The organism is Ruegeria sp. HKCCA4633 (genome assembly GCF_013034605.1).
Classification (GTDB): Bacteria; Pseudomonadota; Alphaproteobacteria; order Rhodobacterales; family Rhodobacteraceae; genus Ruegeria.
Genome location: NZ_WQGJ01000001.1, coordinates 626,917 through 642,024, shown reverse-complemented (window position 1 = coordinate 642,024; position 15,108 = coordinate 626,917). Strand labels below are relative to the sequence as shown.

Annotated in this window: 15 protein-coding genes and 2 tRNA genes; 9 read left to right on the top strand and 8 right to left on the bottom strand. The window is 56.8% G+C overall.

Annotation, left to right across the window (positions count from 1 at the left end):
- Positions 1–68: 68 nt before the first annotated feature.
- From GOV85_RS03175 to GOV85_RS03145, 7 genes are read left to right on the top strand one after another with little or no spacing between them, the layout of a single operon-like run.
- On the top strand, positions 69–1,430 hold the full coding sequence (locus GOV85_RS03175; RefSeq protein WP_171174905.1) for a V-type ATP synthase subunit B: 1,362 nt from the start codon (positions 69–71) through the stop codon (positions 1,428–1,430).
- Positions 1,408–2,013 (top strand): V-type ATP synthase subunit D, encoded by a 606-nt coding sequence (locus tag GOV85_RS03170; protein WP_171174903.1) that lies wholly within the window; start codon positions 1,408–1,410, stop codon positions 2,011–2,013. The genes GOV85_RS03175 and GOV85_RS03170 overlap by 23 nt, the downstream gene beginning before the upstream one ends.
- Positions 2,010–3,806, top strand: coding sequence for a V-type ATP synthase subunit I (locus GOV85_RS03165; RefSeq protein ID WP_171174901.1), 1,797 nt, complete (start codon positions 2,010–2,012; stop codon positions 3,804–3,806). The genes GOV85_RS03170 and GOV85_RS03165 overlap by 4 nt, the downstream gene beginning before the upstream one ends.
- Positions 3,803–4,246, top strand: coding sequence for an ATP synthase subunit C (locus tag GOV85_RS03160; protein WP_171089197.1), 444 nt, complete (start codon positions 3,803–3,805; stop codon positions 4,244–4,246). Before GOV85_RS03165 ends, GOV85_RS03160 begins: the two co-directional genes overlap by 4 nt.
- Entirely contained in the window at positions 4,246–4,923 is a 678-nt protein-coding gene (locus GOV85_RS03155; protein ID WP_171174899.1) for a hypothetical protein, read from the top strand. Before GOV85_RS03160 ends, GOV85_RS03155 begins: the two co-directional genes overlap by 1 nt.
- 1 nt (position 4,924) lies before the next feature.
- On the top strand, positions 4,925–5,617 hold the full coding sequence (locus GOV85_RS03150) for a hypothetical protein (RefSeq protein ID WP_171656678.1): 693 nt from the start codon (positions 4,925–4,927) through the stop codon (positions 5,615–5,617).
- Positions 5,614–7,455 (top strand): V-type ATP synthase subunit A, encoded by a 1,842-nt coding sequence (locus GOV85_RS03145; protein WP_171174895.1) that lies wholly within the window; start codon positions 5,614–5,616, stop codon positions 7,453–7,455. Before GOV85_RS03150 ends, GOV85_RS03145 begins: the two co-directional genes overlap by 4 nt.
- Before the next feature lie 9 nt (positions 7,456–7,464).
- Here GOV85_RS03145 and GOV85_RS03140 read toward each other — a convergent pair.
- The 6 genes from GOV85_RS03140 to GOV85_RS03115 form a co-directional block, all read right to left on the bottom strand.
- Positions 7,465–7,539 (bottom strand) — tRNA-Glu (locus GOV85_RS03140).
- 24 nt (positions 7,540–7,563) lie between these two features.
- Positions 7,564–7,638, bottom strand: a tRNA-Glu gene (locus GOV85_RS03135).
- A gap of 98 nt (positions 7,639–7,736) precedes the next feature.
- Positions 7,737–9,479: a single-stranded-DNA-specific exonuclease RecJ gene (gene recJ / locus GOV85_RS03130; protein ID WP_171174893.1), complete on the bottom strand. Its 1,743-nt coding sequence runs from the start codon at positions 9,477–9,479 to the stop codon at positions 7,737–7,739.
- Between the two features lie 93 nt (positions 9,480–9,572).
- Positions 9,573–10,556, bottom strand: a complete 984-nt coding sequence (gene glpX / locus GOV85_RS03125; protein ID WP_171174891.1) for a class II fructose-bisphosphatase — start codon at positions 10,554–10,556, stop codon at positions 9,573–9,575.
- A gap of 69 nt (positions 10,557–10,625) precedes the next feature.
- Entirely contained in the window at positions 10,626–11,912 is a 1,287-nt protein-coding gene (locus GOV85_RS03120; protein ID WP_171174889.1) for a homoserine dehydrogenase, read from the bottom strand.
- Positions 11,913–12,038: 126 nt separating this feature from the next.
- Positions 12,039–12,287: a hypothetical protein gene (locus tag GOV85_RS03115; protein ID WP_171174887.1), complete on the bottom strand. Its 249-nt coding sequence runs from the start codon at positions 12,285–12,287 to the stop codon at positions 12,039–12,041.
- 102 nt (positions 12,288–12,389) lie between these two features.
- Between GOV85_RS03115 and GOV85_RS03110 the strand changes: the two genes are divergently transcribed.
- A complete protein-coding gene (locus GOV85_RS03110) occupies positions 12,390–12,977 on the top strand; it encodes a TetR/AcrR family transcriptional regulator (protein ID WP_171174885.1) in 588 nt (195 codons plus the stop codon).
- A 21-nt stretch (positions 12,978–12,998) separates the two neighbouring features.
- On the opposite strand, the gene GOV85_RS03105 is transcribed toward GOV85_RS03110, so the two are convergent.
- Positions 12,999–13,910 (bottom strand): pirin family protein, encoded by a 912-nt coding sequence (locus tag GOV85_RS03105; protein ID WP_171174883.1) that lies wholly within the window; start codon positions 13,908–13,910, stop codon positions 12,999–13,001.
- Positions 13,911–14,067: 157 nt separating this feature from the next.
- Between GOV85_RS03105 and GOV85_RS03100 the strand changes: the two genes are divergently transcribed.
- A complete protein-coding gene (locus GOV85_RS03100) occupies positions 14,068–14,547 on the top strand; it encodes a hypothetical protein (RefSeq protein WP_171174881.1) in 480 nt (159 codons plus the stop codon).
- On the opposite strand, the gene GOV85_RS03095 is transcribed toward GOV85_RS03100, so the two are convergent.
- A complete protein-coding gene (locus GOV85_RS03095) occupies positions 14,509–15,105 on the bottom strand; it encodes a TadE/TadG family type IV pilus assembly protein (protein WP_171174880.1) in 597 nt (198 codons plus the stop codon). The two genes, GOV85_RS03100 and GOV85_RS03095, sit on opposite strands and share 39 nt — an antisense overlap.
- Between the last annotated feature and the right edge of the window lie 3 nt (positions 15,106–15,108).

The following is a 15,108-nucleotide window of genomic DNA, read 5'->3' as shown; positions in this document are numbered from 1 at the left end:
GCAAAAAATTGCCGGTGAACAACGCCGCGAGTTTAACAGAAAACAACTTGGATCAGCGAGGGTAGATGATGTCCCGAAGCTTGTTGAAATACACCCGAGTTCTGGAAATTGTAGGCGACACGATCAAAGTTCGGGTGCCGGTTGAGGGCGAAGGAAACCCTGCTGTTCGATACAACGACCTCGCCGTCATTGAAACTGTAGATGGCCGAAAAACATTGGCCCAGGCGATCTTCATCGACCGGGATGTTGTGACGCTTCAGGTGTTTTCCGGCACCAAGGGGATTTCGACCGAGGCGACGGCGACCTTTCTTGGTCACCCGATGCAGACACCGTATTCGGCCAATATTCTGGGGCGGGTCTTTGATGGCGCAGGGGTGCCGATAGACGGTGGGCCAGATCTGTCTTCCGAGCCCCGAATCGACATTGGCGGACCGACCGTAAACCCGGCTGAGCGCGCCGTTCCCAACAAAATGATCCGCACCGACGTGCCAATGATCGACGTGTTCAACACATTGGTCGAAAGTCAGAAAATCCCGATTTTTTCAGTTTCGGGTGAGCCATTCAACGCGTTCCTCAGCCGAATCGGCATTCAGGCAGATGCGGACATTGTCGTTTTCGGCGGCTTGGGGCTGATCTTTGACGATTACCACACATTCCGAACTTCGTTCGAGGATGCTGGCGTGTTCTCACGCACTGTGATGTTCGTCAATCAGGCAATGGACCCTTTGGTCGAACGACTGTTGGTCCCTGACATGGCTCTGGCGGTGGCTGAGAAATTTGCGGTGGAAGAGGGCAAGCGCGTTCTCGTTCTGCTGACCGATATGACAGCTTATGCCGACGCGATGAAAGAAGTGGGGATCAGTCAGGAACGCGTGCCGTCCCAGCGGGGCTATATGGGCGATCTCTATTCGCAGCTCGCACGCCGGTACGAAAAGGCGTGCGATTACGCCAAGGGTGGATCGGTCACGGTTCTGACTGTGACAACGATGCCCGGTAATGACGTAACCCACCCGGTCCCCGATAACACCGGCTACATCACTGAAGGCCAGTTCTATCTCCACTCTGGCGTGATTGATCCGTTCGGCAGCCTGTCGCGCCTCAAGCAGAACGTAATCGGCAAGACCACGCGCGAAGATCACGGCCAGATCATGAACACGATGATCCGTTTCTATTCAGAAAGCCGCGATGCCGCGCAAAAGCAGGCGATGGCGTTTGATCTTTCCGACTATGACCATCAATTGCTGAAGTTTGGAGGATTGTTCCGTGCACGGTTCATGAACATCAACGTTTCCATCCCTCTGGAGGAGGCGCTGGACCTGGGCTGGAAGACACTAGCAGAGTGTTTTGCGCCAGAACAATTGTTGATGAAACAGACCCTGATCGACAAGTATTTCCCAAAGGATGCCAATGGCGCGGTTGCAGCTGAATAAATCGTCACTGGCCCGCCAGCAGACGCAGCTGAAAAGCTACGAGCGGTTCCTGCCGTCGCTGGACCTGAAGCGCCAGCAGTTGATGGCCGAACGAGTGAAAGCGCGTGAGGACGTCAAACGCCTTGAGCAAGAGGTGGCGGCCCTAGCGCAGCAGGTGGGTGAAAAGCTTCCCATGCTGGCCCAGCAGGGTATCGATCTGGACGGTCTGGTTGAGCTTAAGGACTACAAGGTCAAAGAGGTCAACGTGGTTGGCGTCAAAATGCCTGACCTTGACCGGATCGAAGTTGTCGTGCGTCCTTATTCCGTGCTTGCCAAACCCCATTGGGTTGATGCCGCCGCGCAGTTGCTACATGACATGATCGAAGCGCGCCTGCGGGTCAAAATCGCCGAGGAGCGCGTGCGCATTTTCGACAAGGCGGTGGCCACGATTACGCAGCGGGTCAACCTGTTCGAAAAGGTTCTGATCCCCCGTGCCAAGGCCAACATCAAGAAGATCCGCATCTATCTGAGTGACGAACAAATGCAGGCGGTCGTGCAGTCAAAAATCTCTAAACGCAAACACGCGCGAGAGGTTTTGACATGAGCGTCGCACGTTTGAAGAAGATGTCTCTGATCGGGCCGGCAGCCCAAAAATCGGACACGCTTGAGGCGCTGCAAGACCTTGGCTGTATGCATGTTCTACCGCTTGTTCCCCCGCCGAATGAACCTGAAAAGATCAGCGAACGTGGTGCAAGAGAAGCGTATAAAGCGTTGCGTTTCCTTGCAGAAGTTCCCGAGCCACGGCGCCAGATCCAGCGAAACCCCGGTTTTGACATGGACGGTTTCGTGAATGAGGTGACTGACCTCATGCAGCGCACTCGGGATACGATGGACCGGCGGGATTTTCTGGCGCATCGTATCGCTCAGGTGCGGCCCTGGGGTGATCTGGACTTCCCGCCAACGGATGTTTTGGCAGGCAATCGGCTGTGGTTCTATCAGTTGCCACTGAAACACCGTGAAGCTCTGTCAGAGGTCAAATTGCCCTGGGCGATTTTGGAAGAAGACCACCGATTTCTTTACGCGGTCCTGATCTCTCCCGACGAGCCCGACGATGACATTCTTCCGATCCCGCGCACGCATGTGGGTTCGTTGCCCATTCACGAGCTTGAGGCGCAACTGGAGGAGGCCGAAATCGCGCTTGAGGCCTTAGAGGCAGAGCGCGTGGCGCAAACCCGCTATCTGACCTTGATGCGCCGGAACCTGTCCGTTGCAGAAAGCGCCGCCGAACTGGCTCATGCAAAGCAGAAAGTACGCGATGAAGAGGCAGTTTTTGCTGTGCAGGGCTGGGTCCCCAAAGACCGTATGGACGCTGTATTGGAATTGGCGAAAGCAAAAGATGCGGCAGTTCTGATCGAAGAACCGGGGCCGGAAGATACCCCGCCCACATTATTGGAACAGCCTGAAAAACGTAGTTCTGCGGTGGACTTGGCGCTGTTTTATCAAGTACCCGGCTATAAGGATTGGGACCCCAGCGTGATCGTCGCAGCCTCGTTCGCGTTCTTCTTCGCAATGATCGTGGCAGATGCTGGATACGGGGTCGTAATCCTGCTGGGCCTTTTGCTGTTCTGGAAGCGTATGGGCGCGACTGCGGGTCAGCGATCGTGGCGTCTTTATGGGCTGACCGTTTCTGGGGCTACAATCCTCTACGGCATCTTGGTCGGCAGTTACTTTGGGGTTTCTCCATCTGCAGGTTCGATCTGGGCAAAGCTCAAGGTGCTGGATTTGAACAATTTCGGCGCAATGATGATGGTGTCGATTGTGGTTGGTGTCTTGCATCTGGTTCTGGCCAACGCATTAGCGGCCCATGCCGCGTGGGGGCAACGCAAGGCGATTGCCAATCTGGGTTGGATTGCTGCCTTGATCGGCGGGTTTGTACTGTGGCTTAGCTATATGAACGGCAAATCGCCTGTGCCGGGGTCGGCGATCCTGATCCTCGGCGTTGCGGCGATTGTCTTGTTTTCCAGTGAGCGGATGATCCAGAAGCCGACAGACTGGATCTGGCGTCTGATCGAGGGCTTGCAAAGCCTAGCAGGGGCGATGGGCGCGTTTGGCGATGTCCTTAGCTATATGCGCCTGTTTGCGCTTGGTCTGGCTTCGGCGTCGCTGGCGATCACGTTCAACGATCTGGCCGTTTCCGTCATGCAGGCGCTGAAAGGGCCGGGCATTCTGTTTGGGCTGCTGATCCTGATCATCGGTCACGTTTTGAACTTCGCGCTCGCCATGATGAGCGGCGTCGTCCACGGCTTACGTCTCAATTACATCGAATTCTTTAAATGGGGTCTGCCGGATGAAGGCATCGTGTTTCGTCCGTTTGCCCGCAAGGAGGTTCAGGAATGAATGAGCTTGTTCTTACACTGGGTTGGCTGGGCATCTATGCGCCTATGGCGTTGGGGGCTGCGGCAAGCGCCATTGGCTGTTCGATTGCGGGGATGGCCAGTATCGGAGCCATGACAGAAACCGAAGGCGGCTACGGGCGTTTCGTCGGCGTTTCGGCCTTTCCGTCCACGATGGTGATCTATGGGATTGTCATCATGTTCACCCTGAACCGCGCCGTGACACCGGAAAACGCAGGCGGATTGTTCGGCATTGGCATTCTGTCGGGCATTGCACTGATGTATTGCGGCATCTGGCAAGGTCGAGCCTGTGCGGCAGCAATCAACGCCACCAAGGAAAAGCCCGAAATTTTTGGCCTCGCGCTCGCACCGGCCGCGATTATCGAAGGCTTTGGTGTTTTTGCCTTTGTGTTCGCCTTGGTCATTAGTGCGGGGATCAGCTGATGGCACAGACCGGAGCAATTTCACATGGCGTTGATGCCCTGATCGACAAGCTGCGCAACGATGGGGTTGCCGCAGGTCAGGCCGAAGCCGAGAAGCTGCGCGAAGACGCCAAGGCCGAGGCCGCGCGCATTCTGGCGGATGCAAAACGCGAAGCCGATGAGTTTAAGAAGAAAGCCCGCACAGAATCCGACAACTACCGTGCAGCGGGTGAAGAAGCGTTGAACACCGCGATGCGGGACGCCGTGTTGACCATGAAAGCCGGTCTGACGGATCGCTTCAAAGAAGACGTTGAACGCCTTGTGACCGAAGAGATGTCCGATCCTGAGCTTATTAGGCAAATGATACTGGAGGTTGTCGGTCGGGCCAGTGAGGGAGCCAATCTGGACGGCAAGGTTCAGGTCATTTTGCCTACCAAGGTCGCCACGCAGGAAGACATCAAGCAAAACGCGGATGACATTCAATCTGGCCAGCTGACGAAGTATGTTCTTGGACTGACGGCGAAGATGCTGCGCGAGAATGTCGAACTGCATGTGGCAGACGATACCCAAGAAGGCATCCGCGTTCGCGCAGAGGACGAGGGAGTCGTTCTGGACCTCACAGACAAGGCGGTGGCTTCATTGCTGATGGAGCATTTGCAGCCGAGATTCCGTGCCGTTCTGGAAGGGGTCATCCGCTGAGATGTCAGAGCAGGACGCCTATATCGCATTGATGTGCAGTCTTCCGGGGTCGGAGCGCTTGTTTGTTGCCAAACAGCCTCCGCTTTCGCGCATCAGGCTCGACCGTCGGTTGACGGCTCTGACAGCGGATGATGCCAAGGTCTTGAATGTTCTTGAGCACACGCTGAGCTGGAGCGCCTATGACATGGATGTCACTGACGTTCAGGCAATCCAGCGCTGTAAACAGGCGTTGATGGACATCCCACAGCCCACCTTACGCAAGCTCTTTGTGGAGCGCATGGAACTCCGCTCGGTTGTTGCAGCACTGCGCCTTAGAAAACGCGGAGAACCCGCGCCTTCAGGCTCGTTCGGCGTCGGACGATGGAGCCGCCACATTCCAGCCTACTGGACCGATCCTACATTTGGGCTGGATACGCCCATGCCGTGGCTGAAAGAGGCGCACCAATTGCTCGAAGACGAAGATCCGCTTGGACTGGAACGTCTGCTTTTGTCGATCAGCCACAAGCAACTCAAACGACATGCAGCCCGCCACATGTTCGATTTTGAGGCGGTCGCGATTTATGTTCTGATCTGGAATATTTTCGACCGCTGGGCGCAAAGCAGCGCCACCGAGGCGGCCAAGCGATTTGAGAAACTGGCGCAACAGGCCATGGCCGATGTCGCCGATATCGATTTTGAGGGAGCAAGCGCATGACAGCCCCAACCTCAGCTAAGCAAACCTCGACTGCACGGGTCGTCTCGGTTCAGGAAGGGCTTGTGCAAATACAAGCCAACCCGGACGCGACCGGTCAGCCAGGCCAATTAGTCAAAAACGAGGTGGTGTTCATCCTGCCATCGCGCCCCAGTCCCGGTGGGCGTCAGGAACGTCTGAAAGCCGAAGTGCTGCGAGTGCGTGGCGATACCGCAGACGTACAGGTCTATGAAAGTACCGACGGCGTGGCTGTTGGCGATCCGGTTGAGCAATCGGGTCAGTTGCTGTCGGTTGAGCTGGGGCCGGGACTATTGGGGCAGGTGTTTGACGGGTTGCAATCGCCTCTGCCCAAAGTGGCCGCCGAATTTGGCACCTTCCTGCCACGCGGTGCAGATGTGGCGCCCTTGGATGAGCTGGCGAAATGGTCCTTTACGCCTTCGGTCAAGGTTGGCGACGCAGTAACTGCTGGGGACAGTATCGGGACAGTGCCCGAGGGACACTTTAGCCACAAGATCATGCTGCCATTCAATTGGTCCGGTACATACAAGGTGGTCTGGGTACAAAAGGGCGCGGCCACGATCCATGACATTGTCGCGCGCCTTGAAGACGAAAACGGGGGCGAGCATACTCTGACCCTGTCGCAGAAATGGCCGGTTCGGCGGCCATTGCCGGAAAACATCCTGAAACGCACGTTGTCTGAGCGACTGTATCCGACCGAGCCTGTTCTGACTTCACAACGTTTGATCGACACGTTCTTCCCGATTGCCCGCGGCGGAACCGCCTGTATTCCCGGGCCGTTCGGGGCAGGCAAGACCGTGCTGCAGAACCTGATCGCACGGAACGCAAAGGTCGATATCGTGATAGTTGTAGCCTGCGGTGAACGTGCGGGTGAGGTGGTGGAAACCATCGAGGAATTCCCGAAGATGACCGATCCGACCACGGGGGGTAGCCTGATGGATCGGACAATTATCATCTGTAATACGTCCTCGATGCCGGTTGCCGCGCGCGAGGCTTCGATCTTCACTGGCATTACGTTGGGCGAATATTACCGGCAGATGGGCTATGACGTATTGCTGATCGCCGACAGCACAAGCCGCTGGGCGCAAGCCATGCGTGAAACCTCGGGCAAGCTTGAGGAAATTCCAGGCGAAGAAGGGTTCCCCGCCTATCTGGAAAGCTCCATCAAAGGGTTGTACGAGCGGGCAGGGGCCCTGAAAACCAACGACGGTGATCTGGGCAGTCTGACGCTGATCGGAACGGTTTCACCTGCGGGCGGTAATTTTGACGAGCCTGTCACGCAATCCACCCTGTCGACGGTCAAGTGCTTCCTCGGCCTGTCGTCCGAGCGTGCCTATAAACGCTTTTACCCGGCGGTTGACCCGATGCTCAGCTGGTCTCGGTACACAGATCAGTTGTCGGATTGGTACGACAAGAATGCCGAACCCGGCTGGACGGGTAAAGTGCGCGACCTGATCGCTCTGATCGAAAAGGGCGAACAGGTTGACCAGATGATGCAGGTCACGGGGGAAGAGGGTGTCACGATCGACGATTTTGTAACACAGCAAAAAGCGCTTTTTGTTGACATGGTCTACTTGCAGCAAGACGCCTTCGACAAGGTCGATGCGACCGTTCCGCTGGAGCGGCAGAAAATGACGTTCAAGCTTATCTATGATGTCACGCAATCCAAAGCGGCCTTCTCGGACAAAGCCGAAGTACGGCAGGTGTTTACGCAGCTGACCGGGTTGATAAAGAACTTCCATTATGCGGCGGAAAACACACCAGAATACAAATCGATTTGGACGCAGATCAAAGATCTATGCCGCGAAAAATTCGGAACTTAGGCAAGGAAATGGTAGCCCGTAGGGGAATCGAACCCCTCTTTCCAGGTTGAAAACCTGGCGTCCTAACCGATAGACGAACGGGCCATTTGGTAGTGGCGCAAGCACAAGTGGTAGCCCGTAGGGGAATCGAACCCCTCTTTCCAGGTTGAAAACCTGGCGTCCTAACCGATAGACGAACGGGCCACGCTGGCTTGTGGAGGGCCTTTTACGGTTTCACCGTGACCCCCGCAAGCGGAAAAATGCAGGGATGTGAAAGTTTTTTGGGCCACTGTCGCAGAGCGCTAATTTGCCTCTGCTGCATCCTCCAGCCTGAGTTGCACCGATTGGCGCCCGCCCCATGTATTCACCTCAAGCCGTCCCGCGAAATGGAAACGCGCGCCACCATGATTTGAAAGCTTCTCACCCATGGGTCCGTCAAAGGCACCAAAGGCAATTGCGTCGAGCCCACCGCCCATGCCATCGGCCAGCGATAGTTTCAGATGTGTTTCCCCGGCTCGTTTAGCAAAGCGCACCTGAAGGTCCGGCAAAGCATAGCGTGGGGCAGGGGCGCTGGCGCCAAATGGTCCCGCCTTTTCAACCTGTTCTATCAGATCAACCGTCGCCGCGCCGGGCATGAGTGCACCGTCCAGCTTCAGGTCGGCCGGGCCGCTCTGACCGGCCCCTTGTTTGGCCAGCAACTCGCTCAGACGCTCCATGGCAGGTTCAAGCTTGTCGCGCATCACCGTCAGACCCGCCGCCATCTTGTGGCCGCCGCCCTTGACCAACAGACCTTCAGCGGTGAGACGCTGGATTGAGGCCCCCAGATCAACGCCCGAGACCGACCGACCCGAGCCTTTGCCTTCATCCCCATCAAAGCCAATCACGATGGCCGGGCGGTTGGTGGTTTCCTTCAGACGCGAGGCTACGATCCCCACCACGCCGGGGTGCCAGCCTTCGCCCGCCGCCCACACCAAGGGCGCGCCCAGGCCACGATACTCGGCCTGTTCCATGGCTGCCGCGCGAACAGCGTTCTCAATATCACGACGTTCTGTGTTCAACGCATCCAAACGCTCGGACAAAGCTTGCGCTTCGTGTGGGGACTCTGTGCTTAGCAATCGCGCGCCCAGATCAGCTTGACCGATCCGTCCGCCTGCGTTCACACGAGGACCCAGCAGAAATCCAAGATGATAACTGTTCGGCGCGGTATCCATGCGCGAAACGTCGGACAGGGCCACAAGACCGGGGCGCTGGCGCAGCGCCATCACCTTCAAACCCTGCCGAACCAAAGCGCGATTGGCATCGATCAAAGGTGCGACGTCGGCCACGGTAGCCAGCGCCACCAGATCCAGCATCGACATCAGGTCCGGCCCCTTCGCTCCTGCTTCGCGCAATTGTCGTCCGGCTTCGACCAGCATCAAGAACACCACACCTGCTGCGCAAAGATACCCCAGATCGCCGCTTTCGTCCTGGCGGTTCGGATTCACGACAGCGACGCAATCGGGCAGGGTTTCGCCCCCAAGGTGGTGATCCAGAACGATCACGTCGGCCCCCTTGGCCGCTGCGATCGGGTCATGGCTGAGTGTTCCGCAGTCAACGCAAATGATCAGATCATGCGCTTCCGCTAAATCCCGCATGGCAGGTGCATTGGGGCCATATCCTTCGTCGATGCGGTCTGGCACATACAGCGTCGCCTGCAAACCCATATGGCGCAGCCAGACCATCAGCAGCGCGGCAGAGCTGCCGCCGTCGACATCGTAATCGGCAAACACAGCGATTTTCTGACGATGTCTAACCGCGTCAAGAAAGCGTGTCGCTGCAACCTCCATGTCTTTCATCGCACGCGGGTCGGGCAGCAATTCCTTGAGCTTTGGGTCAAGGAAACCGCGAGCCTCCATCACCGGCACACCGCGTCGGGCCAGAACCTGGCACACCGCGCGTGGCAGATCAGTCTGCTGTGCCATCATTTCTGAGGCGCGCTCGACTTCGGCGCTGGGGCCAACCCAGCGTCGCCCCGTCAATGATTGTTCGACTCCTAGAAAACTCATCGCTCGCCTCTTATGCGCCAAGGCCGGACCCTTGCGGACCCGGCCTTTTCATTTTTTCAGAAATACTCTCGCCAAAGGCAATGGCGCAAGCCGTCACGCCTTGTCGTGCGGCCAGGTGGGCGTGCGATAGGACATGCGGCGCACCGACCCTGTTTTGGACCGCATCAGCAGGGTTGTGGTTTCAACCCAGCCCGGTTCACGTTTGATGCGCGGCAGCAGTGAACCACCTGTAACACCGGTTGCGGCAAAGATCACATCTGCGGTCACCATCTCATCACGCGCATAAACGCGATCCAGATCCGTGATGCCTGCTTTGGCTGCGCGCCCACGTTCGTCATCGTTGCGGAACAAGAGGCGACCAAAGATCTGACCGCCCATGCATTTCAGCGCGGCGGCAGCCAGAACACCCTCGGGCGCACCACCTTGACCCATATACATGTCGATTCCGGTCACTTCGCTTTCGGCACAGTGCATGACGCCAGCCACATCACCATCGGTGATCAGGCGGATCGAGGCACCGGTCTCGCGCACTTCGGCGATCATGGCTTCATGACGGGGACGTTCCAGAATGCAAACGGTGATGTCGGCCGGTTTGCAGCCCTTGGCCTTTGCCAATGCTTCGACGCGCTCGCGCGGGGACATGTCAAGGTTAACGACGCCCTCAGGCAGGCCGGGACCAACGGCCAGCTTGTCCATATAAACGTCCGGCGCGTGCAGCATCGATCCACGCGGACCCATGGCGATCACGGTCAGCGCGTTGGGCATGTCCTTGGCGGTCAGCGTTGTGCCTTCCAGCGGGTCCAGCGCGATGTCCACACCGGGGCCGGTGCCGGTGCCAACTTCTTCGCCGATATACAGCATGGGCGCTTCATCGCGCTCACCTTCACCGATCACCACGACACCGGCAATGTCCAGCAGGTTCAGCTGTTCGCGCATGGCGTTTACGGCTGCCTGATCGGCAGCTTTCTCATCGCCGCGCCCCACAAGCGACGCTGAGGCCAGTGCAGCCTGTTCCGCCACCCTTGCCAGCCCCAGAGACAGCAGGCGGTCGTTGAAATCGGTCTTGGCAGCACTCATTGTTCAGTATCCCTTGGTCAGTAAAGCCGTTTCTTTCGGCATAGCTTGCGTTTCATGCGGGCTGCAAGATCAAACCTTTTCAATCCGCAGCGCAACAGGCTCACCTGCCACTACATCCGTATTGCGGAAACCGTCCAGCGCCACGTTCAGTGCGGCGCGGGTGGTTTTGTGCGTAACGATTAGAACGGGGGCTGTGCTTTCCGCGTGCGCGTACTGGCGCATCCGGTCGATCGAAACGCCCGCGTCGCCCAGAATAGCCGCAACTTTTGCCAGAGCACCGGGTTTGTCTAACAGGCCAAGCCGCAGGTAATACGGCGCAGGCAGGCCAGTGACCGCGGGCTTGGCAGCCTCGAGCGATGTAGCAGGGCGGCCGAAGGTCGAAATCTGCATCCCGCGCGCCAGATCACAAACATCGCCTAGCACCGCGCTGGCCGTGGGGCCTTCGCCTGCACCGGGACCGCGCAAAACGATCTGCTCGACCGAGTCGCCTTCGATCACCACCATATTGGTGCCACCCTCCAGCTGACCCAGCGGAGAATCGCTGGGTACGAGGCAAGGTTGCATACGTTGCTCTAGCCCGCGTGCGGTGCGCTGCGCGACACCCAGCAATTTGATGCGGAAACCCATGTCGTCGGCCTGATCGATATCATCGAGGCTGATGTGCTGAATGCCTTCAATCTCGATGCCATCGAAATTCGGCTTGGTGCCAAAGGCAATCGAGGCCAGAAGCGCCAGTTTATGTGCAGCGTCGATGCCGCCCACATCCAGATTGGGGTCGGCCTCAAGATAGCCAAGCTCGGCGCATTCATCGAACAGGGCGTTATACCCCTGACGCTGTGATTGCATTCGGGTCAGGATGTAGTTGCAGGTGCCGTTCATCACGCCCATAACACGCGTGATTTCATTCCCGGCCAAACCTTCCGTTAGGGATTTGATTACCGGGATACCACCAGCAACAGCAGCCTCGAAGCGGATGACACGAGCCGCAGCTTCTGCCTGTTCTGCCAGTTCTTGTCCGTGGATGGCAAGCAATGCCTTGTTGGCAGTGACAACATCCTTGCCCGAGGTCAAAGCGGCCTCGACCGACGCCTTGGCGGGTCCGTTTTCGCCGCCCATCAACTCGACAAAAACATCGACATCGTCGCGTTTTGCCAGTGCCACCGGATCGGTTTCCCAGGCATAATCCGACAGGTTTACGCCACGATCCTTGTTGGGATCTCGTGCTGACACGGCCACGATCTCAATCGAGCGGCCCGTACGCGCTTTCAGCAAGTCGGCATGGCGGCGGACAATCTTTACGACACCGACGCCGACCGTTCCCAAGCCCGCAATTCCCAGCCGCAGTGCCTGTGTCATGTCGTATGTCCCTTTCCGCCGGATTCTAACTGTATTCGGACGTTTGTCCGATCAGCGCTGCATTAGCGGGTTCGGGCCAAGGGTGCAATCCGTCACCGGGCGAATGTGGAGGTGAAATGCTGTGCGTTAGTTGGTTTGTGCGTTTTGCAGCGCTTGGGCCTTTTGGGCGAGCGCTTCGCTTCGCTGCGTTAGGTCTTCTTCGACCGTGGCAGCTTGGCTGACCGGATCAATGGCAGGTCCCAGTGTTTCTTGCAGAGGAACAAGGCGCGGGTAGGGAGCTTTTTTCACCGAGGCCGGTTCACTGCCTTCCAACTCGGGGAAATCTGCGCAGCCGGCGCAAAGAAGGATAAACGACAGTATAGGCAGCAGTTTCATAGGGTGCGCTTTTTTGTTTTGTGTGCCGTATTGTGATGCACCTTTTGGGGCTGTCGATCAAGCGGGGTTCTATCTGAACAATTGTTCAGATATCGTAGGTACATGGCACGAACTCAAGGCTCTCACTCGGACATAACCGGCCCGCGCATTCGCAAGGCTGCTCTGAACTTGTTTGCACGACACGGCTATGCCGCCGTTTCGATGCGGCAGATCGCGAAAGAAGTCGGAGTGCAGGCTGGGGCGTTGTACAATTACACGCCGGACAAGCAAAGCTTGTTGTACCGATTGATGCGTGAACACATGCAGGAGTTGTTGTCTGCATTTAGCGAATTGCAGGGCGGCGAAGACGCTCCACAAGCATTGCGCCAGTTCGTCGGGTTTCACATTCGCTTCCACCTGCAACGCCCTGATGAGGTATTCATAGCCTATATGGAGTTGCGAAATCTCTCGCCAGAAAACTTCGCCGAAATAGAAGACCTTCGTCGACAGTACGAAAACGCGCTGGAAAACATCCTTCACGCGGGGCAGCAGGCCGGTCAGTTTGCAATTCCAGACACTAAGATTGCGACGCTTGCCGTGATTGCCATGTTGAACGGTGTGATGACCTGGTATCGATCTGGCGGTCGATTGTCGCTGGATGAGGTCGAACAGATCTATTGGAACATGGTACACAAGGCGGTGACGGCCTGACAACGTCAAGCCGCCAATAGGTCAGTGTGCGGGGCGAATGAACGTCCCGTTTCGCAGCTCCCGAAACGCTTGTTCCAGTTCGGCCCTTGTGTTCATCACAATTGGACCGTGCCACGCGACTGGTTCATCAATCGGAGCACCAGAGATCAACAAAAACCGAACACCTTCCTGGCCTGCCTGAACGGTGATTTCGTCCCCGGTGCCAAAGCGGACAAGGGTCCGGTCGCCAGACATATCGCGGATGTTGACCTCTTGCCCGGCGACCTCTTTTTCCAACAGCACGCCTGTTGGCTGCGAAGCGTCGGCAAAGGCGGCCTGACCCTGGAACACATACGCGAAGGCTCGGCGATAGGTGTCGATCCGAAAGGTCTTTTTCACACCTGCGGGGATCGAGATGTCCAGGTATTGCGGGTCTGCCGCGATACCATCCACCGGCCCGGTCTTACCCCAGAAGTCTCCAACAATCACACGAACAGTTGTGCCGTCGTCATCGATGATTTCGGGAATGTCTTTGCTTTGAACATCCTGATAGCGAGGGGCGGTCATCTTCTGATCCGAGGGCAGGTTGCCCCACAATTGAAATCCGTGCATCTGCCCCGAGGTGTTTCCGTGCGGCATTTCCTGATGCAGTATACCTGACCCGGCCGTCATCCATTGCACGTCGCCCGCACCCAAGGTGCCGGTGTTGCCCAATGAATCGGAATGCTCGACCGATCCGGCCAGAACATAGGTGATTGTCTCGATCCCGCGATGCGGATGCCAGGGAAACCCGGCCTGATAGTCCTGCGGCCTTTCGTTTCGAAAGTCGTCAAACAGAAGAAAAGGGTCCAGTTCCGACGGGTCTTGAAACCCGAACGCACGATGCAGTTTCACTCCGGCCCCTTCCATCGTGGGAATGGCCTGACGCGTTTCCAATGTAGGTCTGAGCGACATGATAAACTCCGGTTCGTTTGAGCAGCATGTAATCTCTGCGCCTGTGCAGTCAATTTGCGCGAACAAACCGAACCTGTGCGAATTTGCAACTTAACCAACCCCCTGTTGTTTCCCATTCAAAGAAGCTAAATCGTGGGGAACAAATTGGGAGATATTGATGCAGGACGACGTGTTGGCAACGATTCAGGCATCCTCGCCCAGACGCTGGGCCGGGGTAGGGATGCTGACAACGGTCGGGGCGCTGGTGACGTATGTTGCCTTGGCGTCGCCGCCCGAGCCGATGTGGCAAGTGTTTTTGTTTGCTGTGGGTGGCGCATCCCTGTGGCTGGCCTACCGCGTCTGGCATGCGACACAGGATTGCATAGAACTGACTCAATCCGAACTACGCACGGGCTCGGGTCAGATCATCGCAAGAATCGAAGATATTGAGACTGTCGATAGAGGTGTTTTTGCCTTCAAACCGTCAAATGGCTTTCTGGTTCGCATGCGCCACAAGATGTCATACAAATGGGCACCAGGGCTTTGGTGGAGGCTTGGTCGTAGGGTGGGCGTGGGCGGCATGACAGCTGCCGCCGAGGCCAAGTTCATGTCAGAGGCTTTAAACGTTATTATCGCAGACAAAGGGCGTCTTCGCTAAATTGCACGCCACTTCGTTTGTGAATCTCGGCCTGGTAAAGATGAAGTTTTCAAAGGTAATTCCAGTGGCGAAGTCCCAGCCGGGTCTAAATGTCGGAATATACTCGTTTGATGTCTCGACCAGAATGAGCGTGTCCTGATTGGTCATCGGCGGCAGACGGGTTTCGATTTCGTCGATGTTGTTGTTGTCCCACGATTGCTCAAAACCGCGTACAGTGGACCACCGCACATAGTGACGGTCATCGTCTTCGTCGAATAAGATAAGCGACACCCGCATTTTCATCTCAGACCGATTATTGATCATCTTGCCCGCCAAATCGTGAAGCGAGTCGAAATATGTATCGGTTACGGCTTGAGTTTCACGTGAGATTAAATCGCTGATTGTATAAGCGGCCTTAAGATTCGACGCGCTTTGACGAAACCCTTCGAACGCTGTGAAGGTGAACGTGATCGTCCACAACATAAGCGGGAAGATCATAAGCGCTTCAACGGAAAGAATACCGCTTTCATCGTTCTTGAAGCCTTTGATGCGGTTTTTTAAATTACTGAGTGTAGACATGAT

What these genes read in the sequence shown, in the direction of transcription:
- GOV85_RS03150 (WP_171656678.1), top strand. Translation starts at nt 4,925, where the DNA reads ATGTCAGAGCAGGACGCCTATATCGCATTGATGTGCAGTCTTCCGGGG.
- GOV85_RS03105 (WP_171174883.1), bottom strand. Translation starts at nt 13,910, where the DNA reads ATGTCGCTCAGACCTACATTGGAAACGCGTCAGGCCATTCCCACGATG.
- GOV85_RS03120 (WP_171174889.1), bottom strand. Translation starts at nt 11,912, where the DNA reads ATGACACAGGCACTGCGGCTGGGAATTGCGGGCTTGGGAACGGTCGGC.
- GOV85_RS03110 (WP_171174885.1), top strand. Translation starts at nt 12,390, where the DNA reads ATGGCACGAACTCAAGGCTCTCACTCGGACATAACCGGCCCGCGCATT.
- GOV85_RS03165 (WP_171174901.1), top strand. Translation starts at nt 2,010, where the DNA reads ATGAGCGTCGCACGTTTGAAGAAGATGTCTCTGATCGGGCCGGCAGCC.
- GOV85_RS03160 (WP_171089197.1), top strand. Translation starts at nt 3,803, where the DNA reads ATGAATGAGCTTGTTCTTACACTGGGTTGGCTGGGCATCTATGCGCCT.
- GOV85_RS03170 (WP_171174903.1), top strand. Translation starts at nt 1,408, where the DNA reads ATGGCGCGGTTGCAGCTGAATAAATCGTCACTGGCCCGCCAGCAGACG.
- GOV85_RS03100 (WP_171174881.1), top strand. Translation starts at nt 14,068, where the DNA reads ATGCAGGACGACGTGTTGGCAACGATTCAGGCATCCTCGCCCAGACGC.
- GOV85_RS03095 (WP_171174880.1), bottom strand. Translation starts at nt 15,105, where the DNA reads ATGTCTACACTCAGTAATTTAAAAAACCGCATCAAAGGCTTCAAGAAC.
- GOV85_RS03145 (WP_171174895.1), top strand. Translation starts at nt 5,614, where the DNA reads ATGACAGCCCCAACCTCAGCTAAGCAAACCTCGACTGCACGGGTCGTC.
- glpX (WP_171174891.1), bottom strand. Translation starts at nt 10,556, where the DNA reads ATGAGTGCTGCCAAGACCGATTTCAACGACCGCCTGCTGTCTCTGGGG.
- recJ (WP_171174893.1), bottom strand. Translation starts at nt 9,479, where the DNA reads ATGAGTTTTCTAGGAGTCGAACAATCATTGACGGGGCGACGCTGGGTT.
- GOV85_RS03115 (WP_171174887.1), bottom strand. Translation starts at nt 12,287, where the DNA reads ATGAAACTGCTGCCTATACTGTCGTTTATCCTTCTTTGCGCCGGCTGC.
- GOV85_RS03175 (WP_171174905.1), top strand. Translation starts at nt 69, where the DNA reads ATGTCCCGAAGCTTGTTGAAATACACCCGAGTTCTGGAAATTGTAGGC.
- GOV85_RS03155 (WP_171174899.1), top strand. Translation starts at nt 4,246, where the DNA reads ATGGCACAGACCGGAGCAATTTCACATGGCGTTGATGCCCTGATCGAC.